The sequence below is a fragment of the Chryseobacterium salviniae genome (genome assembly GCF_035819015.1).
Lineage (GTDB): Bacteria > Bacteroidota > Bacteroidia > Flavobacteriales > Weeksellaceae > Chryseobacterium > Chryseobacterium salviniae.
Window position 1 is genome coordinate 50484 of the sequence record NZ_JAYLAA010000018.1, and the last position, 24576, is coordinate 75059.

The following is a 24576-nucleotide window of genomic DNA, read 5'->3' on the forward strand; positions in this document are numbered from 1 at the left end:
GAAATAAATCAGGACTTTGCTAAAGTTACAAAAATTATAATGTTCCTCTGCGTTCTTGCTCTCTTTCGATAGATTGGAACAATGCCTTAAAGTTTCCTGCGCCGAAACCTCTTGCACCCATTCTTTGAATAACCTCAAAGAAAAATGTAGGACGGTCTTCAACTGGTTTGGTAAAGATTTGTAACAAATAGCCCTCTTCGTCCGCATCAATCAGAATACCCAACTCCTGCAATTCCTTGATATCTTCTTTAAAGCGGTGCATATGCGCTTTTAAGCGTTCAGGAATGGCATCATAATACGCTTGTGGCGGTCTTGACAGAAATTCAACCCCTCTTGATTTCAGGTCGTTTACGGTCTTTACAATATCATCCGTAGTTACGGCAATATGCTGAACGCCCTCGCCCTCGTAAAATTCAAGGTACTCTTCAATCTGTGATTTCTTTTTGCCCTCTGCGGGTTCGTTTATCGGGAATTTAATTCTGCCGTTACCGTTTGCCATTACTTTAGACATCAGGGCAGAATATTCGGTAGAAACCTGCTTATCATCGAATGACAGGAAGTTCTCAAATCCCATTACATCCTCAAACCATTTTACCCAGGTGTCCATTTGGTTCCAGTCCACATTGCCCACCATATGGTCAATATATTTTAGTCCCGCAGGCGCAGGGTTATATTCGGTTTCCCATTGCTCATAGCCCGGCATAAATATACCGTTGTAGTTTTTGCGTTCGGTAAACATAAAAATCGTTTCGCCATACGCATAAATGCCCGATTGTACCACTTCGCCGTTTTCATCGGTAGTTACAGTTGGTTCCATATAGGCTTTAGCACCTCTTTTCGTGGTTTCTTCAAAGGCTTTGCGGGCATCTTCTACCCAAAGACCCACTACTTTGATGCCGTCGCCGTGCTTCTTTACGTGTCCGTTAATTTCGGAATTAGAGCGCATCCCGGTCGTTAATACCAGTCTCACTTTGTCCTGCTTTACCACGTAAGAAGCCCTGTCCTGTAAGCCTGTTTCCAGTCCGGCATACGCCAACGACTGAAACCCGAAAGCTGATTTGTAATAGTGAGCAGCCTGTTTCGCATTGCCTACATAAAATTCCACGTAGTCTGTTCCTAAAATCGGTAAAAAATCTTGTGCGCCCTCGAATATCTTATCCAAGCCATATTCGACGTTCTTTAAATCGTTTGTCATTATATATGATTTTTAAAAATTATGTTATGTGTGATTTTGCAATAAAGATTGTTGCACAAAGAAGATTTGTGCAATCGTGTTGGGGTTGGGAACCCGAAGCTACAACATAGCCCGATGCAAAACGGAGAGAAAGGTTTTGATAGCCATTTTATAAAACAGTTAGCGTTATACTTCGATAAAAGTATTCCGCTTATTCTGAACGAGCACTATAATCAGTAAAAGTCATAAAACAAAGCCGGAATATTACAAGCGGAACCGTTTTTGAAATGCAATCAGTAAATATCATAAATCAAACAAGGAATTTCACAAACAGCTTAGCGCATTATCTACCGATTTTTGTATCAGCAAAAACAAATAAAAGTTCAAGACAATGGAAAGCAAAAATCTTCAATTCAAGACAAACCTTAATTGCAGCAACTGTGTATCAAAAGTGCAGGCAGATTTAGATAACGCAGGCGGTATCTGCGAATGGAACGTTGATACGACCAACGCCGATAAAATCCTGACTGTAAAAGCAGAGGGCATTACCGAAGACGAGGTTGTCGCCATCATCAAGAAAAAAGGGTTTAAAGCTGAACCCATTTCAGAATAATCAGCCATTCACTCATTATTAAAAAGGATAAAAAAATGAAAAAGTTAATAGTAGCAATGACCGTAATGTTGTTTGGATTTTCTGCCTTTGCGCAAAATACAGGCAACCTGCTGAACAACTACATCAGCGTAAAAAATGCTTTGGTAAGCAGCGATAGTAAAGCGGCAAGCACCGCCATTAGCGCACTGAACGAAGCCGTTAAGAGCGAGGGCGATTTTGCACAGAAAGCAGAATTGCAGAAAGCCACCGACAAATTAAGTAAGGCAGGTAACAACCTTGAAAAGCAAAGAGCCGCTTTCAACGAAGTATCAACCGTACTGTGGAAAGTGGTAAAATCATCAGACAAAGTAAACCAACCCGTTTACTACCAATATTGCCCGATGAAAAAAGCATATTGGTTAAGCAAAGAAAAGGAGATTAAAAATCCTTACTACGGTTCTTCTATGCTTACTTGTGGTAAAGTTACCGAAACTAAATAATAACCCACAAAGGCATTGCTCAATGGGCAATGCCTTTTAATCTTTATAACCAATGCGATTTTTAAAATGGATAATCAAAAATTTCTTTACAAAAAGCTGTTGCCGCTAACCCTGTTGGCAATCTTTATATCACAAGTCAGCATTGCACAAAAGGTAGTTCATTACGACCTGTATGTAAAAGATACGCTTGTAAATTATGCGGGCAAGGAAAAGAGGGCAATTGCTGTAAACGGGCAAATCCCGATGCCCACGCTTGAATTTACAGAGGGCGACACGGCAGAAATCGTAGTGCATAACCAGTTAAAAGAAAGTACATCCCTGCACTGGCACGGCTTGTTCCTGCCGAATAAGGAAGACGGCGTACCTTTCTTAACGCAAATGCCGATTGAGCCGGGCGCAACTTATACTTACCGATTTCCGATTATTCAGAACGGAACGCATTGGTATCACTCACATTCGGGATTGCAGGAACAGATTGGAATGTACGGCAGCTTTATAATGCGCAAAAGGGCTGATGATAAAACATTTAGGAAAGGAATTGACGATTTACCGGAAATTCCCATAATGCTAAGCGAATGGACGAACCTGAAGCCCGAAAATGTACACCGTATGCTGCACGCAGCAAGCGACTGGTTTGCGATAAGGAAAGGCGCAACACAAAGCTACGCCGAAGCCATTAGAAGCGGAAAATTCAAAACCAAGCTGAACAACGAATGGAAGCGTATGTTGGCAATGGACGTGAGCGATGTGTATTACGACCGTGTAATGATGAACGGTAATCATCATACCGATTTAAAAAGCATTGACGGCAAGCCCTTAAAAGCAGGCGATAAAGTACGTTTACGCATTTCCAATGGGGGTGCATCGTCTTACTTTTGGCTGCGCTATGCAGGCGGTAAAATTACCGTAGTGGCGAGTGATGGCAACGATGTGGAGCCTGTGGAAGTGGACAGGCTGATTATTGCTGTATCGGAAACTTACGATGTGGTTGTTACCATTCCCGAGGACGGCAAAGCCTTTGAATTTATGGCAACCACCGAAGACCGTACCCAATCCACAAGCTATTTTATTGGCAACGGTACAAAACAATTGGTCGGGGAAATGCCACGCCTGAAATATTTTGAGGGTATGCAAATGATGAACGATATGATGAAGATGAACGGCGACCTGGAAGATATGGGAATGAATATGAGCCTGAACCAAATGGATATGAACGTAGTGATGTACCCGGAGATTACAGGCGAGGAAAAGAGCAAAAAAAACAAGGGTACAGCACCGTCTATGGAGCATCACGGCGACCATAAGATGAATAGCGACGAAGACCCCAACCGTTATAATGCTAATGCGTTGAGCGACATTAAAACGCTCAATTACGCAATGTTGAAATCGCCGCATAATACCACGCTTCCGGCTGATGCCCCGGTTAAGGAACTGAAATTTACCTTAACGGGAAATATGAACCGTTACGTTTGGAGTATGGATAACAAGGTTTTGGCAGAAACAGATAAGATACCTGTTAAAAAAGGCGAAGTATTGAGGATTACGATTTATAATAACTCAATGATGCGCCACCCGATACACCTGCACGGTTTTGATTTCAGGGTGCTGAATGAGCACGGCGAAAATGCACCGATGAAAAACATCATCGACATTATGCCGATGGAAACCGATACGATAGAGTTCCTTGCGAATACCGAGGGTGATTGGTTTTTCCATTGTCATATCCTGTATCATATGATGGCAGGTATGAATAGGGTTTTCGCTGTGGATGATTACAAAAATCCGTATTTACCCAATAAGGAAAAAGCATATAAAATGTTGCAGCGTGAAAGCAATATGCCACATTTGATGGCTCAAAGTGATTTTGCGACCAATGGTATTGACGGAGAAGCAATGTTGATGAACGCCCGTTACAGTTTGGGTACGGAATGGCGTTTAGGCTATAATGATATGCACGGCTATGAAGTGGAAACGCATTTGGGACGTTACATTGGTAAAATGCAATGGCTGATGCCTTTTGTCGGTTTCGATTGGCGATACCGCAGAATGGGAATGGACGAGCACGAGAAAAACCTCTTCGGACAGGTTAATAAAAAAGACAACCGAGCTGCTGTGAGCTTAGGGGTAATGTACACCTTGCCGATGTTGGTCAACGTACAGGCAGAAGTTTACCACGACGGTATTTTCAGGGTATCATTGATGCGGGAGGATATACCTATCTCCAGACGGTTAAGAGCCGGGTTTATGGTCAATACCGATTTGGAATATATGGCAGACCTGCGGTACATTTTGACGAGGCATATCGGTATCAGGGCGCACTATGATAGTGATATGGGCTTTGGTGCAGGACTTTCGCTCAATTACTAAAGGATTTCATTCATAAAATAGACAAAGGTTGTAGCGGTTATGCTATAACCTTTTTGCATTTACAATACCAGACTAAATCAGTAAACCTCACAAATCAAACAAGAAATATCACAATAGGCAGCCCGAAACAAATTGCCAATTTTGCATCATAAATTTTAAGATTATGACAGCAAAAATAAAATGGAACAACGTGTATCTACTGTTTACCTCGCAGGCGTTGTTCCAGACTGCATCCATATTGGTCATTACACTTTCGGGTGTGGTAGGCTTACAAATGGCTCCCGATAAAAATCTGGCGACCTTACCATTGGCAATGATTACCGTAGGTACGGCAGGTATGATGATACCCGCATCCCTCATTATTAGAAAATTAGGTCAGCGCAATGCCTTTATGATAGGTACACTGATAGGTGTTTTGTCGGGTTTGGTTTCGTGGTACGGTATTATCCAAAATTCCTTTTGGCTGTTTTCAGTGGGTAATATGCTCATTGGTACTTATCAAGGCTTTTCGCAATACTATCGTTTTGCGGCGGCTGATGCCATTCCCGACTATGCGAAAAGCAAGGCAATTTCTTTTGTTATTGCAGGTGGCATTGTTGCAGCATTCGCAGGACCCAACTTAGCGAGGTTTACGCAGCATTTAGGGGCGGTTCCTTACGCTTATCCCTACTTTTCTATTATCCTGTTAAGCGTGGTCGCTTTGGGTGTTGTTTCCTTTTTAAAGCTGCAAAGAACATCTGCGGTACAAACCAATGAAGCGGTAAAGAAAGGTCGCCCGTTAAAAGAAATCATTAAGAATAAAGATACCATACTTGCAATACTGGCATCATCTACCGCATTTGCCGTAATGGGAATGTCTATGACTGTTACCCCGATAGCAATGCACAGCGTAGGGCATTCGTCCGACAGCTCCGCAACGGTTATCCAGTGGCACGTATTAGGTATGTTCCTGCCGTCATTCTTTACAGGTATGCTTATTCAGAAATTCGGCGTTTACCGTATCATTATTTCCGGTTTGGCGATTTTGTTCCTGTACATCATCATTGCCCTGATGGGAACAGGCTTTGCGCATTTCGTTTCCGCATTGTTCATCGTGGGCTTAGGTTGGAACTTCCTGTTTATCGGCGGTTCGTCATTGCTTACCAAAGTGTACCGTCCCGAAGAGAAAGAAAAAACGCAGGCTTTCCACGATTTCACGGTTTTTGCAGTAATCAGTATTGCTAGCTTCTTTGCAGGCAGCCTGTTTAATTACTGGGGTTGGAATGGCGTAAACATTGTACTGATACCGATGCTTATCATCACATTGATAGCGGTTATCAGGATTGTAATGAGCCAAAAGAACAGCGTTAGCAATCAGTAAAAATCGTAAATCAAACAAAGAATATCACAATAGATACAACCCATTTAATGCGGAAATTTGTATTGTAATAAGAGAGATAAATAAATGAATAATTTAAAACCATATTACTAAGCACGGTTGTTTCACTGGCAGCGTTATCTGCCTGCAACAATTCAGAAAGTAATAATAAAAAATCAGAGGATATGAATGCACATCAGCACGCAAATCACGACAGCGCATACGCTTGTCCGATGCACCCGGAAGTAAAAGGAAACAAAGGCGATAAATGCCCTAAATGTGGTATGGCTTTGAGCCCTGTTAATAAAGAGAAAAGCCAGTATGAAGTAAAAGTGGCTGCCGACCCGCAAAATGTGGAAGCAGGTAAACCAACTAATCTATCCATCGCCATTAGTGAACACGGTAAAAATGTACCGTTGGAAGTAGTGCACGAAATGAAAATGCACCTTTTGGTAGTGAATGAAGAACTGACCTGGTTTGACCATATCCACCCCGAAGAACAGGCAGACGGTTCTTATAAGGTTTCAGAAACATTCCCTACAGCAGGTAAATACCTGTTATTTACCGACTACAAACCGAACGGAGCCGAGGGAGAGGTCAATAAGCAAACCATTGAGGTAAAAGGTACGGCAGCAACACAAACAGCCGATTTAAAGACAAAATTGGTTTCAACCGTAGATGGTTTTACGGTAACGCTGCTTAACGGCGAAGACTTTAAAACAAACAGAAATCAGGGCTTGCAATTTTCGGTAGAAAAGGACGGCAAGAAATTAGAGGAAAAGGATATGCAGAATTATCTCGGAGCGACTGCCCATATCGTAATGATAAGTAAAACTAATAAGGATTTTCTACATATACACCCGGTATCAAAAGAGAATTTCCCAATCTATGCCGAAACGCTTATCAAAAAAGCAGGGCTTTATAGATTGTGGGCACAGTTCAAAATAAACAATGTGGTACATACGGCAGATTTTACTATTACCGTATCAGAAGGCGAAAAATCGGTAGAAGACCACAGCCACCACACGCACAACCATTAATAGTCTGTAACAGGAAAACAGTAAAAGTCACAAATTAAACCCGGAATATCACAATAGCAGACTTCGGGATTATGTTGAATTTTGCGACAGTTCAAAACAATAGTAAATAAGTTTAAAAAAATATGGAAAATACAGAATTTCAGTTCAAGACCAATCTTAATTGTGGCGGTTGTGTATCAAAGGTAAAAGCGGATTTGGACAGTACCGACGGTATCTGCGAATGGAATGTAGATACAGCCAACAATGACAAAATTTTAACCGTAAAATCAGAGGGTATAACACAAGATGAAATAGTTGCCATCGTTAAGAAAAAAGGCTTTAAAGCAGAACCATTAGTGGTTTAATCTCTTAGCCCTATCCAGTTTTAATTAAGGATAGGGCTCTCTTATACTCAATCAATACATACTAAAATGAGGCAATTTATTGTGGGCTATCTGCAATTGCTGCCTCATTTTGTGCTTTTTAATTGGTTTCATACTTTAAATTTCGCTTTCGATGACAAATTATTACCAAACTATAATAAACGAATTAGACGATAGAATTAACGAATTGACCTATGAGCCAAGTAATTCATTGATATCGTATGAAAATGCAATTATATTAGTCTTGCAGAAACTTGAGGAGATAAAAAAATACATTAAGAAGAATGGATTTAAAGATGATGAAGCCGAAATACTTTTTTTCAAACAGCTAAAGCCTCAATTAGTATCGAAGCTCATCTACTTCAATGCCATTTACAAGATTGAAACAAAAAGACCACGAGGCGGCGATAAAATCATCAAGAAATATCTGAATGTTGAGCTTTCCAAAATCAAGAGGTATTTCGATGCTAATTTGGAATTTTACAAGTATTACAGAACCAACAGCACTCATCTGGACTATAAATTCTTTTTACGTGGCAAGCACGATATAAAGTTGAGTTTAGACACCTATTATTTTGAAGCAGACCATAATTTTGCAACCTCGCACGATTACAAGGTAGCTAAGATTATTGCCAACGACTTGATACAGGTTTACCTCGAAGACCAGTTGAGCAATAACAATCAGAGAAAGCTACTTGAAACGCCTCCCCTAAACTGGACAGGTAGTAAAACTTCACTCATTGAGTTGATTTATTCGCTGCATTCGCAGGGTTCAATTGACAATGGTAATGCAGATATAAAAATCATCGCCAAGACTTTTGAAAATATATTTAATATTGACTTAGGGGATTTCTACCATTCCTATTTGGAACTGAAAGGCAGGAAGATAAACCGAACAAAGTTCCTCGATAGTCTTCGGGATGCACTTATCAAAAGGATGGACGAGCAAGACGAAAAATAAAGGTAAAGTTTCACTGCTTTACCTTTATTTTTTATACATTTGCAGTAATGATTTACAAGGTAATTGAATGAAAGCAAGTGTAGTAAGCACCATTACTAAATCGTTACCGATAACTCTTTCGGTTCTTGTAAACTACTCTTTATTAGTCAGTTTTGACTAAATTAATCTTTTTCAGTAAAAATCTAATCGTAAGAGACTGATTCAATTTTGAATCAGTCTCTTTTTTACAATATTATTTGATGACTGTTGTTAATATTGAGGTATTTTGAGTTTATTTTTAAATTATTTTATATTTTATGCTTAGTTTTTAGCTTATGTAACAAATGTTACTTACTGTTTTTATCAGATTATTTAGCTTTACAAATCATCAAAAAGTCTGGCTATGGAAAATCATTTTCAAATCATCATTATCGGAGCAGGAACAGGAGGAATTATGACTGCTGCTTCTCTCATAAATACCAATGAATCCCTCAATGTTCTCATCATAGACCCTTCCGAGAAACATTATTACCAACCAGCGTGGACTCTCGTAGGAGCTGGAACTTACGATTTTAAAGACACAGCAAGACAGACAAAAGATTTAATTCCCAATGGTGTAACCTGGCTTAAAAACAAGGTTACAGAAATTCATCCCGAACAAAACAAGATTTCTGCAGATAATGGCACGAGTTATTCTTACGAATATCTCGTGGTTGCACCTGGGCTGGTGAATAATCTTTCTCTGGTAGAAGGTTTAGAAGAGGCGGTGAAAACGGGTATTGTTTGCAGTAACTATATAGATCCCGAGTTTACGTGGAAATCTCTTCAGAGCTTTAAAGGAGGAAATGCGCTGTTCACTTTGCCTACAACGCCCATCAAATGTGGAGGCGCGCCGCAAAAGATAATGTATCTTGCCGCAGATTATTTTAGGAGAAAAGGTATTTCAGATAAGGTAAAAATTACTTTTGCGCTTCCCGGTGGTGTTATTTTTGGCGTAAAAGAAGTCGCTGAAACGTTGATGAAAGTCATTTACCGTTACCATATCGATTTAAAAACACTGCACGGACTTTTTAAGATTGACCCGGTGAATAAAATTGCCTATTTCAAAAACGAAGATCGTATTGTTGAGATTCCGTTTAATTTTCTTCATCTTGCGCCGCCACAGGAAGCTCCACGTTTTATTAAAAATTCAGTTTTAGCTAATGAGGCAGGCTGGCTTGATGTTGATATTAACAGTCTTCAGCACAATAAATTTCAAAATATTTTCGGAGTAGGAGATGTAGCCGGACTTCCAACTGCAAAAACTGGTGCTGCAATTCGAAAACAAGTTCCTGTAGTGGTTTCTAATCTCATCAATATGATTTTAGGTGCAAAACCAGATAACAAATCTTATAATGGATATTCTTCGTGCCCGCTTGTAACAGGTTACGGAAAAATGGTTTTGGCAGAATTTAACTATAAAAATGAGTTCACACCAGACCCGAATCTCAAAAAGATGCTCATTTCAGACAGTTCAAAAGAGCATTGGAGACTTTGGATTCTCAAGAAATATATTCTCCCGTATCTCTATTGGAACAAAATGCTGAAAGGAAAAGAAGTTTGAAATGTATACCAAAAAAGTTACGTCAATAATTTTGGTGTTTGCTTTTTCAATGGTTAAAACGCAATCTGTTAATTTAGATAATCGTGATAAAGTCATCATCTCAGGAAATCTACGAAACTTTTTGATGTCAACAGACAATCTTACAGGTACCGATTATTGGGCAGATGCTTTAGCAGGAAATTTAAAGGTTGAATACAAACCCGTAAAACGTATTTCCATTGGAGTTTCTGCTTCGTATCTTTCTAAAGTTGCATCATCAGATTTGGAAGAAAAGGATTTGAAATCCGGAAAATCTTCCAAGTGGGAACGGGAACTTTTTGACTTATCTTCTCCTCAGAATCTTTATGCCGTTTCAAGGCTTAATCAGTTGTATTTACAATACGAGAAAGGGAAATCAAAATTTACGATAGGAAAAATTCCGATTAAATATTCTCCGCTTATCAATCCAAGTGACGGCAGAATGTTACCTATAGAATATGGCGGATTGAGCTGGAATTTTACTTCCGGTAAATCACAGGTTGATGTAGCATTGCTGAATTCTGTTTCAATGCGTTCAAATTCAGAATGGTCAAAAATGAAAGACGCAATCGGAGTATTGGATAACGGATTTCAACCAGACAGCTCAAAAGCAGATTATCTCAGTGAAAATAACAGCACAGGTGTTGCCATCTTTCACTACGGAAGAAAATTTCGAATTGCAGATATTAATTTTTACAACATACATTTAGATAAAACACTCAATACATCTTGGTTTCAGCTGGGTTTAAATTTTCCTAAATGGGATTTTGGGTTGATTTACAGTTATCAGATTCCGGATTCTTACCAAAGTCGATTAAAATATTACGAAAGATATGTCCAGCCAGATGAAAACGGTCAGGTTGCAAGTTTTTTGTTTCGATATAAGATCAAAAATTTCGCTTTGGAGTTTGCTTATTCTAAAGCATTTGATACCGGCAGATTTTTATTTCCGAAAGAATTGGGAAGAGATCAGTTTTTCACATCGCTTCCGAGAAGCAGATTGGAAGGTTTTGGAAATGTTGATATTATAAAAGTTTCGGTCTTATTTCATCATGGAAAATGGTCGGCTCACTCAGATTTTAGCATCAGCAACGGAGTTTCCGAAAATGATTTTAAAAATAATAAGTACAATACAGATGATTTTTTGCAATGGAATAGCTTTGTCGCTTACAAAGTCAGTCATAAACTGGAAGTTGATTTGCTTTACATTTTTAAAAGAAATCTGCAAAGCTCAAACCCAATTGCAGTCTATCAAAAGACCAATTATAATCAGTTAAATTTAATTACGAATTATTGGTTTTGAAAAATTTAACTTATGTAACAAAAGTAGCGGTATAACACTTTGTAAACCCCGAAATTTGTACTATAATATTAAAAAAGTATAACCCTAAAAAATTACATTATGTTTTTTCAGCATATTTATGATAAGAGCCTTGCGCAGGCTAGCTATTTAATAGGATGTCAGGCAAAAGGTGAAGCCATTGTTATCGATGCCAAAAGAGATATCGATACCTATCTTCAGATTGCCAAAGAAAATAATCTCACGATTACACATATTACAGAAACTCATATTCACGCCGATTTTTTGTCGGGTTCTAGAGAACTTGCGGAAGTGACGGGTGCAAAAATGTATCTTTCGGATGAAGGTGGTGAAGATTGGCAATATCAGTTTCCACATACCGGATTAACGAATGGAGATATCATTAAAGTTGGAAATTTAACTTTAAAAGTCATTCACACGCCGGGACATACGCCGGAAAGCATCAGCTTTTTATTGACCGATCATCCTGCAACGGACGAACCGGTGATGATTTTTACAGGAGATTTTGTTTTTGTGGGAGATATAGGAAGACCAGATTTATTGGAGAAGGCGGCCGGAATTACAGGAACTCAGGAAAAAGGAGCGAAAGAAATGTTTCATTCTGTTCAGGATTTTAGCAGATTGCGGGAGTTTATCCAAGTTTGGCCGGGACACGGTGCAGGTTCGGCTTGCGGAAAAGCTTTGGGTGCAGTTCCGAGTTCAACGGTAGGTTATGAAAAAATCAGAAACTGGGCTTTTCAATATGAAGAAGATGAGGAAGGTTTTGTAGAATATCTGCTGGAAGGACAGCCGGAACCTCCAAAATATTTTGCAATGATGAAAAAACTCAACAAAGTGGAAAGACCTTTATTAAAAGAAGTTCCAAAACATCCGAAACTTTCCAAAGAAGAATTTTTGAAAGCTTATCAAAATGGAGTTAAAATTATAGACACGAGAAATAAAGTAGATTTTGCCCAAGGTTTTATACCAAACAGCATCAATATTCAGGGTAATAATTCATTTTCCACGTGGATGGGATGGATTGTCAATTATTCCGAGCCGTTTATTTTGGTTGCTCAGGAAGAACAAATGGAAGATCTTACCAGAAAACTGATGAGAATCGGGATGGATCAAATGATGGGCTATATTGATGACGTGAAAAATTTAGACTTAGAATTACAGACTGCCGATATTATTGATATTGAGGAATTCAAATCTTATCTGAACAGAGATAATATTCAGGTGGTTGATGTAAGAAATAAAACCGAATATGACGCAGGACGTATTGAGAATGCTGAGAATGTCTTTGTGGGAACTTTGGAGGATAATCTGGATAAAATTTCCCATGAAAAACCAATTGTAATTCATTGTCAAAGTGGCGACAGAGCAGCAATTGCCTATTCTCTACTGAAGAAAAACGGTTTTGAGAACGTCAAAAATTTCTCTGGCGGAATGAAAGAATGGACAGAAAAAGCAAACCCTGTAAAAAATTAAGATGGATTTATTATCAATGTTATTCGGAAAAAAAGACAATGCTGCGCTGGAAACTGCGTTGGGAGAAGGTGCTTTTTTGGTAGATGTAAGAACGCCCGTAGAATTTGCTTCGGGAAGTGCTGAAGGGGCTGTTAATATACCTTTGGATGTCGTCAAAGACCAGATTTCCAAGTTCAGGAATAAGAAAAACATCATTGTTTTCTGTAGAAGTGGAAACCGTAGCGCAATGGCAAAAGGAACATTGGAACGAAACGGAATCACGAATGTTCTCAACGGTGGCAGTGTACAGAATATGATAAAACTAACGGAACAATAATGAAAGATTTTTGGGACGAAAGATACCGCCAGTCAGATTTTGTGTACGGAGATCAACCAAATATCTATTTTGCCGAAAAATTGGCTGAACTCACTCCCGGAAAAGCTCTTTTTCCTGCTGAAGGAGAGGGTAGGAATGCTGTTTATGCGGCAATTCAGGGTTTTGAAGTTGAGGCTTTTGACCAAAGTGAAGAAGGCAAAAAGAAAGCGATGCAGCTTGCTGAAATAAACTCGGTGAAAATAAATTACACAACGGTTTCGGCAGATACAATAGGTTATAAAAAAGAAAGTTTTGACCTTTTAGTAATGGTTTTTGCCCATTTTCCTGAAATATTGAGGCGGGATTTGCACAGATGGTTTTCATCGCTTGTGAAGAAAGGTGGGGGAATTATTCTGGAAGGTTTCAGTAAAGAGCATTCTAAATTTCAAGACGAAAATCCAAATGCAGGCGGACCAAAACATTGGGAAATGCTTTATGATTTAGAAGAACTGAAAACTGATTTTTCCGATTTCGATTTTCAGGAAGCATATATTTCCGAAACCATACTGAGTGAAGGCGCTTATCACAAAGGAAAAGCTTCGGTTGTACGCTTTTTTGGTACAAAAAGATAAAGAAAAGTATGGATAATTTATTTAAAAACTGGAACTTTGTAAGGTTGCTTCGTCTGGCAATGGGAATTTTCCTTGTTGTAGAAGCCACACAATCTGGAATGTGGATTTTGGTGGCTGTCGGAATGGTTTTTGTTGTAATGCCACTATTCAATATCGGCTGTTGTGCTGCGGGAAACTGTTCTGTCCCAACAAGAAATTCAAAAAAAAATGGGGATAAGGTTGAATATGAAGAAATCAAATAAAATCTGAAAAATGAATAAATTTCAGGAACTAATCAGTCAGGAGAAACCCGTATTGGTAGATTTCTTTGCAGAATGGTGCGGTCCATGCAAAATGCAGGCGCCTATTCTTCAGGATCTCAAAAAGAATATTGGTGATGTAGCAAGCATTGTTAAAATTGACATCGACAAAAACCAGGCGGTTGCCTCGCAATTCGGAATCCGAAGTGTTCCTACTTTGATGATCTTGAAAAATGGAGAAGTAAAATGGAAACAATCCGGTGTTTTTCAGGCGGATGAACTGGAAAGATTAATCAAGCAAAACCTTTAAAATGTATAAAAACCTAATCGTTGTATTTTTTCTCATCGCAATTACAGGATGCGGAAAAGCTCAGAGTAACAAAAGCGAGAGCAGTCTTCCTGCCAAAGAATTTTCTAAAAAATTGGACCAGACCAAAGATGCACAATTGGTTGATGTAAGAACACCTGGAGAATTTCGTAACGGTCATCTTAAAAGTGCAATGAACATCGACTGGAATGCAGATGACTTCACAGAGAAAGCAAAAGCGCTCGATAAGGATAAACCTGTATTTGTGTATTGTATGAGCGGACCCAGAAGTACGGCCGCCGCTGCAAAACTTCAGGAAATCGGTTTTAAAAATGTATATGAAATGCAGGGAGGAATGATGAAGTGGAGGAACGCTGAGCTTCCGGAGATCAAAGCATCAACTGCTACAGGAATTAGTCTTGCCCAGTATAAGGAAATGTTGAAAAGCAATACTCCCGTTCTGGTGGATTTTTATGCAGAATGGTGCGCTCCCTGCAAAAAGATGGAGCCTTACCTTAAAAAGATGGCTGCTGAAATGCCGGATAAGGTGAAAATTTTAAGAATAGATGCAGATGCAAATACAGAACTCTGCAAAGAACTGAATGTTTCTGCACTACCGGTCCTGAAGCTGTATAAAAACGATAAATTAGTCTGGGATAATTTAGGTTTTGCAACAGAGCAGGAAGTGAAAAACAAGATTGCACAATAATGTATTTCATATAAATTCTGTTAATGTTTTTGACCTTAGTAATTAAAAATTTATATTTGCAGGAATGACTTATCAGAAATTAAATACCAATCATATAATGAAAAGCGTTATTGCAATGTTTTTCATTATATGTATTTTAATTTCTTCCTGCGCTGTAAAATACGGTATCAAAAACCTACTCAGTCTGCAGCCTTCCGCTAAAAGTCATACCTCCGCACCAAAGGAGAAATTTACCACCAACACAACCACGGCCTCTGTCTGCAACTTTTGCAAGGAAAGAGAAATTACCGCTAAAAATGATACCCATTTTTCAGTGGCGGAATTTCAGGAGCTTGCTGCATTTACATTCATTCTATTTGCAGGGGCATTTCTGTTTATAAATCTTAGAGAACATCCATTTTACAGTACTTCCAAAATTGGAATTACGGTTCCCATCTTCATACAATACCGCAAACTTATCATTTGATTTAAAATTTAATTGGTCTCTTCTTGTAGAGACTCAAACGATTGATTTTAAATTTTTATTAATCCTTATCGGAATCATTTCGGTAACTGTTAATCTTTCATACAATGATAAGAAAAAGTCTTTCAGTCCTTATTTTTGGGCTGATTACTCAGCAGTCTGTCCTTTATGCCCAGCAAGAATCACTTTTGGGTAAAATATGGACAGAAACACAAAAAAACTATTCAGGGATCCGTGCAGCCGAGTCTGCAATAGAATCTTCAGAATATAACGAAGAGACAGTAAAATCCAAGGCATTACCACAGGTAAAGCTTCAATATCAAAATACCTACGGAACATTAGAGGGAAGCAGTGGTGGTTTTTTCCCACAGTCCGGTTTTTTTAATGTTTCCGGAAACAGGAATTCGGGCTCCTCTTTATCCTCAAACAATTTCGGCTCAGCCATTGCGGAGTACGAGATCTACAACTTCGGGCGTCAGAGATCCGAGGAAAGATCAGCAAATGAGTTCACACAAAAGCTCAGGACAGATAAAGAATCCTATTTGCTGAGGCTCAAAAAATTGCTATCACAACGTTATCTTGACTATGTCTTTAATGGCGCCAAGCTCAGATGGGCAGAGAGAAACTCGACGAGGCTCGAAGAAATCCACAGTTCAAGCAAAGCCCTTTCGCGTGCCGGTCTCAAACCGGAAGCAGATTCTGTACTTACCTATTCATCGTACGTTCAGGCATTGGCAATGCAAGATAATTGGTTTGGAAAGCAGCAGGCAGCCACAGAAAAACTTAAGGAATTTTACATTGATAATTTTAAAGTAGAGGATTACCAGGTCAGTCATTTTCTTGACCCTGAAATAAATTCTTTTAACAGTGAGAAGGTTAATCCATCACATCCTTTTTTAAAGTCCATCCATCAGGAGTCCGAATACTATCAGACCAAAGCGGAAACAGAGAGAAGATCATCACTTCCGTCGCTTAAGATCTTGGGAGGTTATGCTTACAGAGGTTCAGGATCCGATCCATATGGCAATGTCTCAGGGAAATTTACCGATGGTTTCTCCAATTCTGCCAACAATGCTCTTGTTGGACTTGGATTGACGTGGAATATCAGCAGTCTTCATACGAACAGGCAAAAAGCCAATATGCTGTCAAAAGAAGCGGAACGTCTGGGTTATCTCGAAAACCAGTATCAGCTATCAATGCAGACTGAGATTAAAGCCCTTGAAAGCAGGATTGTAGAACAGCAAAAACAACTTAAGAAAGAAAGTGCTTCTGTGAAAGGCGCATCAGATGCCTACGAAATGTATGTAGCAAGATACAAGAGTGGTCTTATTACCCTCACTGAACTGTTACAGATCCGTCAGATTCTTGAAAATGCAGAAAAAAGTCAGATCGATGCCGCAAAAGAATTCTGGGAGCAGGTCATAGCAAAGGCTGAACTCACCGGCGATTTTGATTATTTATTTACCCAACTTTAAAATTTTAGAATGAATTTAATACGTTTTGCGCTCAGAAAGCCCATTGCCGTCATGGTCGTTTTCCTGTCGGTCATTGTGCTTTCGCTTACAGCTATAAAAAAAATAAAAGTAGATATTTTCCCGGAGGTAGAGTTGCCGTCAATGTATATTGCGATGCCTTACGGAGGGCTTTCACCTCAATATATGGATGGTTTTATGTCCAATGAATTTCAAAAAGTTTTACTCTTTGTGAATGGTGTCAAGAATATTGATTTCAAAAGTGTTCAGGGACTGACCTTAATGAAACTGACCTTTTATCCAGGCACCGATATGGCGCAGGCTGCAGGTGAGGTTTCCACGCAGGTTTCACGGGCAATGGGATTTTTACCACCCGGTGCAGTACCGCCTATGGTTGTGCGGTTTGACGGTAATTCACTCCCGGTCGGTCAACTTGTCTTTGAAAGTGACAATCACTCTGTAACAGAGCTTCAGACAATGGTCCTAACCAAAATCCGGCCGATGTTTGTTGAGATTCCCGGTATTACGGCTCCGGCACCTTTTGGGGGTAACATCCGTTCGATCGTTGTAAATATTGACCCGGCTGCAATGCAGAGTAACGGACTAAGTCCGGAAGAAATTACTTTGGCGATCACAAAAAGCAGCCATCCTTCGCCAGCAGGAAATATCAGAATGGGCGAAACGAATTATATGGCACCGATCAATTCCATAGCCAAAGATCCTGCGGAGTTTCTTAAAATCCCGATAAAGACCCAAGACGGTAGAACTCTTTACGTGGGTGATGTAGCCAATGTTCAGGATGGAGCTGACCAGACATCTGGATATGCATTGGTCAATGGGAAACGCTCTGTGTATCTCCCGGTGATCAAAAAATCAGATGCTTCAACACTGACAGCAGTTGAAAATCTAAAAAAAGCAATGCCAAAACTGAGAGATCAGCTTCCGGATGATGTGAAGGTGAGTTATGAATTTGACCAGTCAAAATATATTGAACGTTCCCTTTCAAATCTAATTCATGAAGGACTTTTGGGTGCACTTTTTACAGGACTGGTCATTATTCTTTTCCTTGGTGACCTTCGAGGTGCACTGATCGTGGTCTTTACAATTCCCATAGCAATATTAACAGCCGTCTGTGTGCTCTATTTTGCAGGATATACTATTAATATAATGACCTTGAGTGGGTTAGCCCTATCCATCGGAATTTTGGTAGATGAAGCTACGGTCACGATCGAGAATATCCACCAGCATATGGAAATGAGGAAAACCAAACCCAAAGCCATTCTTGATGCAGTACTTGAAATTTCCATTCCGAAGGTGCTGATATTATTATGTATTCTGGCCGTTCTTACGCCTGCCTTCATTATGACGGGCATTCCAAAAGATATGTTTCTTCCGCTTTCTTTTGCAGTTGCATTCGCAATGATAGCTTCCTTTCTGGCATCCCAGACCTTCGTTCCGATCCTGGCTAACTGGATGATGAAGAATAAGCATATTGAGAAGCATTATGTTAAAAACAGGAGTTTTTTCTATCGATTCAGAACGGGCTACAGTCACAAAATGAGAAAATGGTCGGGAAGGACTTTGGTATTGTTTTCGGCCTATATCATTTTCTCGGGCCTTTTAATATTTTTAATGATGCGCTCATTGGGAACCGATATTATGCCTCTTTCCAACAGCGGTGATTTTCAGATGAGAATTGATGCGCCACAGGGAAGCCGTCTGGAGAAAACTGAAAAGCTGGTGAAGGATATTCTCAAAGATATTGAAGGTATTTTGCCGGAAAATGCGGTCAGCATCAGTTCGGCCTATGTCGGTTTACATCCGGCAGCAACGCCGATCAATCCCATATTTCTTTTCACCAACGGAACACACCAGTCTGTTTTGCAGGTTTCTGTAAATAAGGAGATCTTTTCAGGGTCTATGGAAGATCTGAAAGAAAAGATCCGCAAGAAGATTGCTGAAAAGCATCCTGAAGCACAAATCAATTTTGAACCGATGGAACTTACCGAAAAAATTATTGGACAGGGATCGATGACCCCGATAGAAATCAAGGTAGGATCTCCGAATCTGAAACTGGCGGCATCTCACGCAAAAAAAATAGAGGAAAAGCTGAAAAGCAACGATTTCCTGCGAGACGTCCGCATTGCAGAGCCACTTCAATATCCGACGTTACAGATCAACGTAGACCGAAATCTCGCTGCGCAGTTCGGACTGACGATGCAGGATGTGACACGCAGTCTTGTGACCGCTACCTCTTCAACCCGCTACACCGACAAGAACCTCTGGGTCGACCCAAAATCAGGACTTGTCTTTCAGACACAGGTCCAGATTCCAGAAAGTATAATGAACTCTGAAGAGATCCTGAAATCACTTCCACTGAAAAAAGACAGCCCGAGACCCGTTCTTGAAGATATCGCTACAGTTAAAAAAACGACCGCACCTGCACAGGTCAACCGAAAGGGACCTATGAGATATGTAACAATTATCGGAAATGTGTACGGAAAAGACCTGGGCTCTGCTTCCAAAGCGGTAAAAAATGCCATCAGTGAGACCGGAAAACCTCCAAAAAGTGTTTCTGTCTGGACAGAAGGCACACTGCAGCTACTGGATGATACACTCGACAGTCTTGCAATGGGACTTTTGGCGGCAGTACTAGCGATATTCCTAATGCTTTCTGCTTATTATCAGTCATTTAAAGTACCTTTTGTTGTTCTTTCCGTGATTCCTTCCGTGATCGTGGGAAGTCTTGTTTTGATTTTCATTACCGGCAGTACGCTCAACCTCCAGTCATATATGGGGATGATTATGTCCATCGGTGTTTCGGTTTCAAATGCCGTATTACTTATCAATCAGGCAGAGTACTACCGTAAACATTACCATATCAGTGCGCTTCATTCTGCGAGAATGGCAGCGGCGTCCAGACTCCGCCCTGTACTGATGACCGCTTTGGCGATGCTTGCCGGGATGATTCCTATGGCAATCGGTATCGGGGAAGGTTCTGAGCAGGTTGCTCCACTTGGTAGAGCTGTTATCGGTGGTATCATCGCATCCACTCTTACCATTCTGCTTTTGGTTCCGCATTTTTTTGCAGCAGTAATGTCCAATGCAGGACATTCAAATCCTTCCTTGGATCCGGAAGATGAGGAAAGTAAATTTTTCGTACAATCTTAAATAATTAAAAAATAATGAAAATCATCAATAAAATAAAATACATCTTCATTCCGGTCGTTCTTTTGGGAATGGCTTCCTGCTCGGGCGAAAAGGAAAGTAAAAATGAAACAAAAAAAACAGTTCAGCCTGCTCGGTCTTTCGTGACCACAGAAATCAAGCTGATAAATCCCACTTATCAGATTTCCGTTCCAGGCGAACTGAAACCTTATGAATCGGTGCAGATCTTTGCGAAGGTTGCCGGATTTATCAAGAAAATTTATGTTGACAGAGGTTCAGTTGTGACCAAAGGTCAGCTTCTTGCAGTTCTGGAAGCACCAGAAATGAATCAGGATTACCTATCCGATAAATCTTCACAGCAGAAAACATACACCGACTATCTTTATGCTAAACAGGCTTTTGAGCGATTGCAGGACGCGGCCAGTACAAAAGGAGCTGTTGCCGACATAGAACTGGATAGGGCTAAAAGCATTATGCAGAGTTCCAAAGCAACATACGAGGCATCAAAAGCGGGCACCGGTAGGTCTTCACAGATGAATCAGTACCTTAGGATCACGGCACCTTTCAGTGGTGTGATAATGGATAGGAATCTGTCGGTAGGAGCCTTGGTTGGTCCCAATTCAGGAATGGCTCTTTTCAGTATTGCTCAGAAAAATAAGCTGAGACTGACGGTATCTCTTCCTGAAAAACATGCATCAAGTGTCAATGAGGGGATAGTGGCGCAATTTACGGTCAACTCTATCCCGGGAAAAAATTTTGAAGCGCATCTTTCAAGGAATTCCGGTGTTATCAGTCAGGAAAACCGTTCGATGACCCTTGAGTTTGACGTTCCAAATCCGGGCACTGTCTTAAAAGGGGGGGAATATGCACAGGTCCAGCTCAATCTGAAAAGAAGTGCACCTACATTTTTTGTACCCACGAAAAGTATTCTGCAGACTCAATCCGGAACCTTTGTGATGACCTTCAATGATAATACGGTAAGCAGAGTTGCTGTGAAAGAAGGAATCACCTACGAAAAAATGACCGAGGTCTTTGGTGCACTATTCGGCCATGACAAAGTTCTAGTAAAACCTTCCGAAGAAATTGAGGAAGGAAAGATATCAACCCCAAAAAAAAATAAATAATGATAACGACCTTAAAATTTAAAACACCTATTTTCATTCTTATGATGACCCTGTTTTCTTTTTCTTTGAGTGCGATGCAATCAAGAGTTGAGAATCAGGATGGGCCCATCCCACAAAATAATGTAAATGATAATGAGGATATCATCTTAATCGATGAGAACGGAAAGAAAATTGCTTTGAGTGAACTGAAAGGGAAGGTGGTCTTTGTAAATTTCTGGGCCACATGGTGCAGGCCTTGTGTCGAAGAAATGCCGAGCATCAGAGACCTGAAAGACAAATTCAAGGGAAATGACAATATCGTTTTTGTCCTTCTCAATGTGGAAGCCAACCTGACAAAGTCTAAGAAATTTATGAAGGATAAAAACTACGATCTTCCGGTGTATGTAGCAGCAGACACTATTCCTTCGCAGTACTTTCAGGGAGCAATTCCGACGACTTTGATCTTTAATAAAAAAGGAGAACTCGAAGCACAGATGCAGGGAGGGCAAGATTTTGACCGACCTGAGATTTATGAAGCGCTGAAAAAGTTAACCGGACAATAATTTATTAAAATAAGAACAATGGAAAAATTTAAAATATGGCTTCGGAAGAACTGGAGTACGGCACTTTTGGTGTCAATATTCATCGTGTTGCTTGTGAGTCCCGATGCAAAAGCCTGGCTGATGCGCCAGATCATCTCTACCGGTCTTATGAACTCAAAGATTGAAGAAAAGGAAACAGAGCCGGCCGTTGAGTCGACTCCTTTGTCCAGTACTGAAAACTTCAGTGTCAGAAATGATAAAGGTGAGATCATCAATACTTCTGACCTCAAGGGAAAAGTGGTATTTATTAACTTCTGGGCGTCCTGGTGCCCGCCTTGCCGTGCGGAATTCCCTTCGATTCAGACATTCTACGACCGATTTAAATCCAATAAAGATCTTGTTTTTCTTACAGTCAATCTGGATGAGCAGACCGCCTTGGGTAAGATGTATCTTGAAAAAGAACAATTCACTGTTCCGTTTTTAGTTGCAGAAGGTTCGATTCCAACTGCTTTTTTTAATGGTTCACTTCCTACGACCGTCGTTTTGGACAGATCAGGAAAAATTAGGATGCATCATGCGGGAATGGCAGACTACAGCAAAGAATCATTCTATCAAGAAATCAATCAACTTTTAAATGAAAAATAATGAAAAACTTAATTAAGATATTGACCTTCTCAGTTTTCCTGACAGGGTTTATGGGTTTTGCGCAAAAGGCAACAGTTTACGAACCTGCAAAATCTATTAATAAGGAGTACAAGGCTTTGTATGTGATCAATGAAGGTGATGACCAGAAAATCAGAGTCATTATCAGAAATATCAATAACGCGATGGAAGATCCCAGGCTGAAAGGCAAACTGAAGGTCGAACTGCTGGCCTTTGGGGGCGGAGTGGAAATGTTCAGAAAGAAAAACCCCTACGGGGAACTTCTTACAGGTCTGCAAGATAAGGGGGTAGTGATGGTACAGTGCGAAAATACCCTTCGTGAAAAAAAGATCGAAAAGTCCGAATTATTTGAGTTTGTAAATTACACCCCCAGCGGAAACGGGGAAATGATTTTGAGACAGGATGAAGGATGGGCAATAGTTAAACCCTAAAATTGGAAATTATGAAATTATCAATAGGATTCATCAACGATGTGCACGGCTATATGGAACCCCATCCAGAGCTGTTTTATGACTATCAGAAAGAATATGTTAAAAGTGCAGGAGGTTATGCCAGAATTCAGACCATCTTCAAAAAGATCAGGGCAGAAAATCCGAACGCATTGCTCTTTGACGGAGGGGATACGTTTCACGGAACAGTTCCGGTGGTACAGTCGAAAGGAGAGGTCTTGATTCCCATACTTAACCAACTTGGATTTGATGCAATGGTAGGACACTGGGACTTTGCCTATACACCAAGACATCTGTTAAAACTGGAAAGCCAGCTCAATTATCCCGTCTTGGGCTGCAATGTTTTTGATGAGCAGGGAAAACGATTTCTACTACCTTACAAAATATCTGAAATTGGAGGACTCAAAATTGGTATAATCGGGATCTGTTCCAATATTATCGATAAGACAATGCCGGAGAAGTTCAGTGAAGGCATAACGGTGACCGATGGAATTGAAGAGACGAATCAATGCGTCAGAGAATTAAGAGAGGATGCTGTGGACATTATTATTCTTTTGTCGCACAATGGTTATCCGCAAGATATCGAACTGCTCAAAAAAGTGGAAGGAATCGATATTTGTCTCAGTGCACACACCCATAACAGGATGTACGAAGCAGAAAAAGCAGGAAACTGCATTATCATCCAATGTGGCTGCCACGGATCATTTGTAGGAAATCTAAAGCTTGATGTCGAAAATGGAATGATTACACATTTTGATTACAAGATCATTGAAACTGACGACAGTATTGATGAAGATGTAGAAGTTAAAGATCTGGTGGAAAAAAGTCTACAGTCTTTTGCTGAAATGAAAAGTACAGTATTGGGGACGACAGAACATATTTTGCACCGCTATTCCACGCTGTCTTCTACTATGGATGACTTTCTTCTGTCTGCCGTCAATTTTGCGACGGACGTTGAGATCTCCTTTTCCAACGGATGGCGCTATGGTGCACCTATAAATGTCGGAAATATTACCCTCTGGGACTTATACAAAATCGTGCCGATGAATCCGCCTATTTCCACCACAGAGCTTACTGGAAAAGAGATCTTTGAAATGTTAGAAGAAAATCTGGAGCGGACCTTTTCCGCAGAGCCGATGAAACAAATGGGAGGTTATGTTAAGCGTTGCAACGGATTGAGAATTTTGATGCGCATTGAAAATCCGCCGGGTTACAGAATTCAGGAAATCTATTTTCAGGGAAGACATTTACAAAAAGACAAGGTTTACAAAGTTGCTTTCCTCACCGAGCAGGATGTTCCAAAGAAATATGGGAAAAACCGCACAGAGACAGGATCTAATGCCATAACAGCAATGACATATTATCTTGAGAATAATTTTCACATTGAAAGATCTGAAGATTCTTTTCTTTTGGTCTGAAATAAAGGCAGAAGATCCGAAGATCCTCTGCCTTTTATTTTATGTGCTGGGCAATTACGATGATTGAATGTTGCTATAAGATCAGGCTGTTGATAAAGTTTTCCAGATTAGTAAATCCTGTTAGAGTGATGACTGATCCGTCTGCGGCATCATTCAAGTTCAGTCTGTTTTATTATTAATATAATCTAAAAATATTTGTAAAAATAAAGTAGGTTTTATATCGTAGGAAATCTGTGAGATATTAATCGTTCAAATTGAAATTTTCCACAATATTTTTTTAAGAGATAAACTACAACGAGTCTCTAGTAATAAACTTCCTATAAAAATCATTGAACTCAAAAATATTATATGTAAAAAATTCGTGTAAGT

Annotated in this window: 24 protein-coding genes; 23 read left to right on the top strand and 1 reads right to left on the bottom strand. The window is 39.9% G+C overall.

The genetic code is table 11. The annotated features are described in order from the left end of the window. Window positions 1-34: 34 nt before the first annotated feature. Entirely contained in the window at window positions 35-1195 is a 1161-nt protein-coding gene (gene hppD / locus SOP96_RS04080; RefSeq protein ID WP_066434350.1) for a 4-hydroxyphenylpyruvate dioxygenase, read from the bottom strand. A gap of 370 nt (window positions 1196-1565) precedes the next feature. Between hppD and SOP96_RS04085 the strand changes: the two genes are divergently transcribed. From SOP96_RS04085 to SOP96_RS04195, 23 genes are all read left to right on the top strand, one after another. Then, window positions 1566-1787 (top strand): heavy-metal-associated domain-containing protein, encoded by a 222-nt coding sequence (locus tag SOP96_RS04085; protein WP_027384830.1) that lies wholly within the window; start codon window positions 1566-1568, stop codon window positions 1785-1787. A 35-nt stretch (window positions 1788-1822) separates the two neighbouring features. After that, complete coding sequence (locus tag SOP96_RS04090) at window positions 1823-2266, top strand: DUF3347 domain-containing protein (protein ID WP_082738211.1); 444 nt, start codon at window positions 1823-1825, stop codon at window positions 2264-2266. Between the two features lie 66 nt (window positions 2267-2332). Continuing rightward, the gene (locus SOP96_RS04095; protein WP_066434340.1) at window positions 2333-4633 is read left to right on the top strand and encodes a multicopper oxidase family protein; all 2301 of its coding nucleotides are present in this window, start codon (window positions 2333-2335) and stop codon (window positions 4631-4633) included. Between the two features lie 163 nt (window positions 4634-4796). Beyond that, on the top strand, window positions 4797-5993 hold the full coding sequence (locus tag SOP96_RS04100) for an MFS transporter (RefSeq protein ID WP_066434337.1): 1197 nt from the start codon (window positions 4797-4799) through the stop codon (window positions 5991-5993). Between the two features lie 182 nt (window positions 5994-6175). Further along, window positions 6176-7030 carry a heavy metal-binding domain-containing protein gene (locus tag SOP96_RS04105; protein WP_219071571.1) on the top strand — a complete coding sequence of 285 codons (855 nt, stop codon included), beginning with the start codon at window positions 6176-6178 and terminating at the stop codon, window positions 7028-7030. Window positions 7031-7152: 122 nt separating this feature from the next. Next, complete coding sequence (locus SOP96_RS04110; RefSeq protein ID WP_066434334.1) at window positions 7153-7374, top strand: heavy-metal-associated domain-containing protein; 222 nt, start codon at window positions 7153-7155, stop codon at window positions 7372-7374. A 151-nt stretch (window positions 7375-7525) separates the two neighbouring features. Continuing rightward, a complete protein-coding gene (locus SOP96_RS04115; protein WP_066434328.1) occupies window positions 7526-8353 on the top strand; it encodes an RteC domain-containing protein in 828 nt (275 codons plus the stop codon). A 382-nt stretch (window positions 8354-8735) separates the two neighbouring features. Continuing rightward, on the top strand, window positions 8736-9935 hold the full coding sequence (locus tag SOP96_RS04120; RefSeq protein ID WP_034741473.1) for an NAD(P)/FAD-dependent oxidoreductase: 1200 nt from the start codon (window positions 8736-8738) through the stop codon (window positions 9933-9935). A 124-nt stretch (window positions 9936-10059) separates the two neighbouring features. Then, window positions 10060-11256, top strand: a complete 1197-nt coding sequence (locus tag SOP96_RS04125; RefSeq protein ID WP_040995549.1) for a hypothetical protein — start codon at window positions 10060-10062, stop codon at window positions 11254-11256. Window positions 11257-11355: 99 nt separating this feature from the next. Beyond that, entirely contained in the window at window positions 11356-12747 is a 1392-nt protein-coding gene (locus SOP96_RS04130) for an MBL fold metallo-hydrolase (protein WP_034976041.1), read from the top strand. Window position 12748: 1 nt separating this feature from the next. Next, window positions 12749-13063 (top strand): rhodanese-like domain-containing protein, encoded by a 315-nt coding sequence (locus SOP96_RS04135; RefSeq protein ID WP_034741465.1) that lies wholly within the window; start codon window positions 12749-12751, stop codon window positions 13061-13063. Continuing rightward, window positions 13063-13674 carry a class I SAM-dependent methyltransferase gene (locus SOP96_RS04140; protein ID WP_034741462.1) on the top strand — a complete coding sequence of 204 codons (612 nt, stop codon included), beginning with the start codon at window positions 13063-13065 and terminating at the stop codon, window positions 13672-13674. Before SOP96_RS04135 ends, SOP96_RS04140 begins: the two co-directional genes overlap by 1 nt. Window positions 13675-13682: 8 nt before the next feature. Beyond that, window positions 13683-13916, top strand: a complete 234-nt coding sequence (locus tag SOP96_RS04145) for a hypothetical protein (RefSeq protein ID WP_034741459.1) — start codon at window positions 13683-13685, stop codon at window positions 13914-13916. Window positions 13917-13926: 10 nt separating this feature from the next. After that, a complete protein-coding gene (trxA, locus tag SOP96_RS04150; RefSeq protein ID WP_034976039.1) occupies window positions 13927-14223 on the top strand; it encodes a thioredoxin in 297 nt (98 codons plus the stop codon). A gap of 1 nt (window position 14224) precedes the next feature. After that, on the top strand, window positions 14225-14929 hold the full coding sequence (locus SOP96_RS04155) for a thioredoxin domain-containing protein (RefSeq protein WP_034741451.1): 705 nt from the start codon (window positions 14225-14227) through the stop codon (window positions 14927-14929). 97 nt (window positions 14930-15026) lie between these two features. Further along, a complete protein-coding gene (locus SOP96_RS04160; RefSeq protein WP_123851096.1) occupies window positions 15027-15395 on the top strand; it encodes a hypothetical protein in 369 nt (122 codons plus the stop codon). Between the two features lie 104 nt (window positions 15396-15499). Continuing rightward, window positions 15500-16867 carry a TolC family protein gene (locus SOP96_RS04165; RefSeq protein ID WP_034741446.1) on the top strand — a complete coding sequence of 456 codons (1368 nt, stop codon included), beginning with the start codon at window positions 15500-15502 and terminating at the stop codon, window positions 16865-16867. A 9-nt stretch (window positions 16868-16876) separates the two neighbouring features. Beyond that, window positions 16877-20035, top strand: a complete 3159-nt coding sequence (locus SOP96_RS04170) for an efflux RND transporter permease subunit (RefSeq protein ID WP_034741443.1) — start codon at window positions 16877-16879, stop codon at window positions 20033-20035. 14 nt (window positions 20036-20049) lie between these two features. Then, entirely contained in the window at window positions 20050-21156 is a 1107-nt protein-coding gene (locus SOP96_RS04175; protein WP_042279168.1) for an efflux RND transporter periplasmic adaptor subunit, read from the top strand. Beyond that, window positions 21156-21698 carry a TlpA family protein disulfide reductase gene (locus tag SOP96_RS04180; RefSeq protein WP_034741440.1) on the top strand — a complete coding sequence of 181 codons (543 nt, stop codon included), beginning with the start codon at window positions 21156-21158 and terminating at the stop codon, window positions 21696-21698. Before SOP96_RS04175 ends, SOP96_RS04180 begins: the two co-directional genes overlap by 1 nt. Window positions 21699-21716: 18 nt before the next feature. Beyond that, window positions 21717-22322 carry a TlpA family protein disulfide reductase gene (locus SOP96_RS04185; RefSeq protein WP_034741437.1) on the top strand — a complete coding sequence of 202 codons (606 nt, stop codon included), beginning with the start codon at window positions 21717-21719 and terminating at the stop codon, window positions 22320-22322. Then, complete coding sequence (locus SOP96_RS04190) at window positions 22322-22771, top strand: DsrE family protein (protein ID WP_034741435.1); 450 nt, start codon at window positions 22322-22324, stop codon at window positions 22769-22771. Before SOP96_RS04185 ends, SOP96_RS04190 begins: the two co-directional genes overlap by 1 nt. A gap of 11 nt (window positions 22772-22782) precedes the next feature. Continuing rightward, window positions 22783-24207, top strand: coding sequence for a bifunctional metallophosphatase/5'-nucleotidase (locus SOP96_RS04195; RefSeq protein WP_034741432.1), 1425 nt, complete (start codon window positions 22783-22785; stop codon window positions 24205-24207). Window positions 24208-24576 lie beyond the last annotated feature (369 nt).

Bases quoted from the DNA above. Each gene is read 5' to 3' on its own strand.
- hppD (WP_066434350.1), bottom strand. From the start codon at position 1,195: ATGACAAACGATTTAAAGAACGTCGAATATGGCTTGGATAAGATATTC.
- SOP96_RS04085 (WP_027384830.1), top strand. From the start codon at position 1,566: ATGGAAAGCAAAAATCTTCAATTCAAGACAAACCTTAATTGCAGCAAC.
- SOP96_RS04090 (WP_082738211.1), top strand. From the start codon at position 1,823: ATGAAAAAGTTAATAGTAGCAATGACCGTAATGTTGTTTGGATTTTCT.
- SOP96_RS04095 (WP_066434340.1), top strand. From the start codon at position 2,333: ATGGATAATCAAAAATTTCTTTACAAAAAGCTGTTGCCGCTAACCCTG.
- SOP96_RS04100 (WP_066434337.1), top strand. From the start codon at position 4,797: ATGACAGCAAAAATAAAATGGAACAACGTGTATCTACTGTTTACCTCG.
- SOP96_RS04105 (WP_219071571.1), top strand. From the start codon at position 6,176: ATGAATGCACATCAGCACGCAAATCACGACAGCGCATACGCTTGTCCG.
- SOP96_RS04110 (WP_066434334.1), top strand. From the start codon at position 7,153: ATGGAAAATACAGAATTTCAGTTCAAGACCAATCTTAATTGTGGCGGT.
- SOP96_RS04115 (WP_066434328.1), top strand. From the start codon at position 7,526: ATGACAAATTATTACCAAACTATAATAAACGAATTAGACGATAGAATT.
- SOP96_RS04120 (WP_034741473.1), top strand. From the start codon at position 8,736: ATGGAAAATCATTTTCAAATCATCATTATCGGAGCAGGAACAGGAGGA.
- SOP96_RS04125 (WP_040995549.1), top strand. From the start codon at position 10,060: ATGTCAACAGACAATCTTACAGGTACCGATTATTGGGCAGATGCTTTA.
- SOP96_RS04130 (WP_034976041.1), top strand. From the start codon at position 11,356: ATGTTTTTTCAGCATATTTATGATAAGAGCCTTGCGCAGGCTAGCTAT.
- SOP96_RS04135 (WP_034741465.1), top strand. From the start codon at position 12,749: ATGGATTTATTATCAATGTTATTCGGAAAAAAAGACAATGCTGCGCTG.
- SOP96_RS04140 (WP_034741462.1), top strand. From the start codon at position 13,063: ATGAAAGATTTTTGGGACGAAAGATACCGCCAGTCAGATTTTGTGTAC.
- SOP96_RS04145 (WP_034741459.1), top strand. From the start codon at position 13,683: ATGGATAATTTATTTAAAAACTGGAACTTTGTAAGGTTGCTTCGTCTG.
- trxA (WP_034976039.1), top strand. From the start codon at position 13,927: ATGAATAAATTTCAGGAACTAATCAGTCAGGAGAAACCCGTATTGGTA.
- SOP96_RS04155 (WP_034741451.1), top strand. From the start codon at position 14,225: ATGTATAAAAACCTAATCGTTGTATTTTTTCTCATCGCAATTACAGGA.
- SOP96_RS04160 (WP_123851096.1), top strand. From the start codon at position 15,027: ATGAAAAGCGTTATTGCAATGTTTTTCATTATATGTATTTTAATTTCT.
- SOP96_RS04165 (WP_034741446.1), top strand. From the start codon at position 15,500: ATGATAAGAAAAAGTCTTTCAGTCCTTATTTTTGGGCTGATTACTCAG.
- SOP96_RS04170 (WP_034741443.1), top strand. From the start codon at position 16,877: ATGAATTTAATACGTTTTGCGCTCAGAAAGCCCATTGCCGTCATGGTC.
- SOP96_RS04175 (WP_042279168.1), top strand. From the start codon at position 20,050: ATGAAAATCATCAATAAAATAAAATACATCTTCATTCCGGTCGTTCTT.
- SOP96_RS04180 (WP_034741440.1), top strand. From the start codon at position 21,156: ATGATAACGACCTTAAAATTTAAAACACCTATTTTCATTCTTATGATG.
- SOP96_RS04185 (WP_034741437.1), top strand. From the start codon at position 21,717: ATGGAAAAATTTAAAATATGGCTTCGGAAGAACTGGAGTACGGCACTT.
- SOP96_RS04190 (WP_034741435.1), top strand. From the start codon at position 22,322: ATGAAAAACTTAATTAAGATATTGACCTTCTCAGTTTTCCTGACAGGG.
- SOP96_RS04195 (WP_034741432.1), top strand. From the start codon at position 22,783: ATGAAATTATCAATAGGATTCATCAACGATGTGCACGGCTATATGGAA.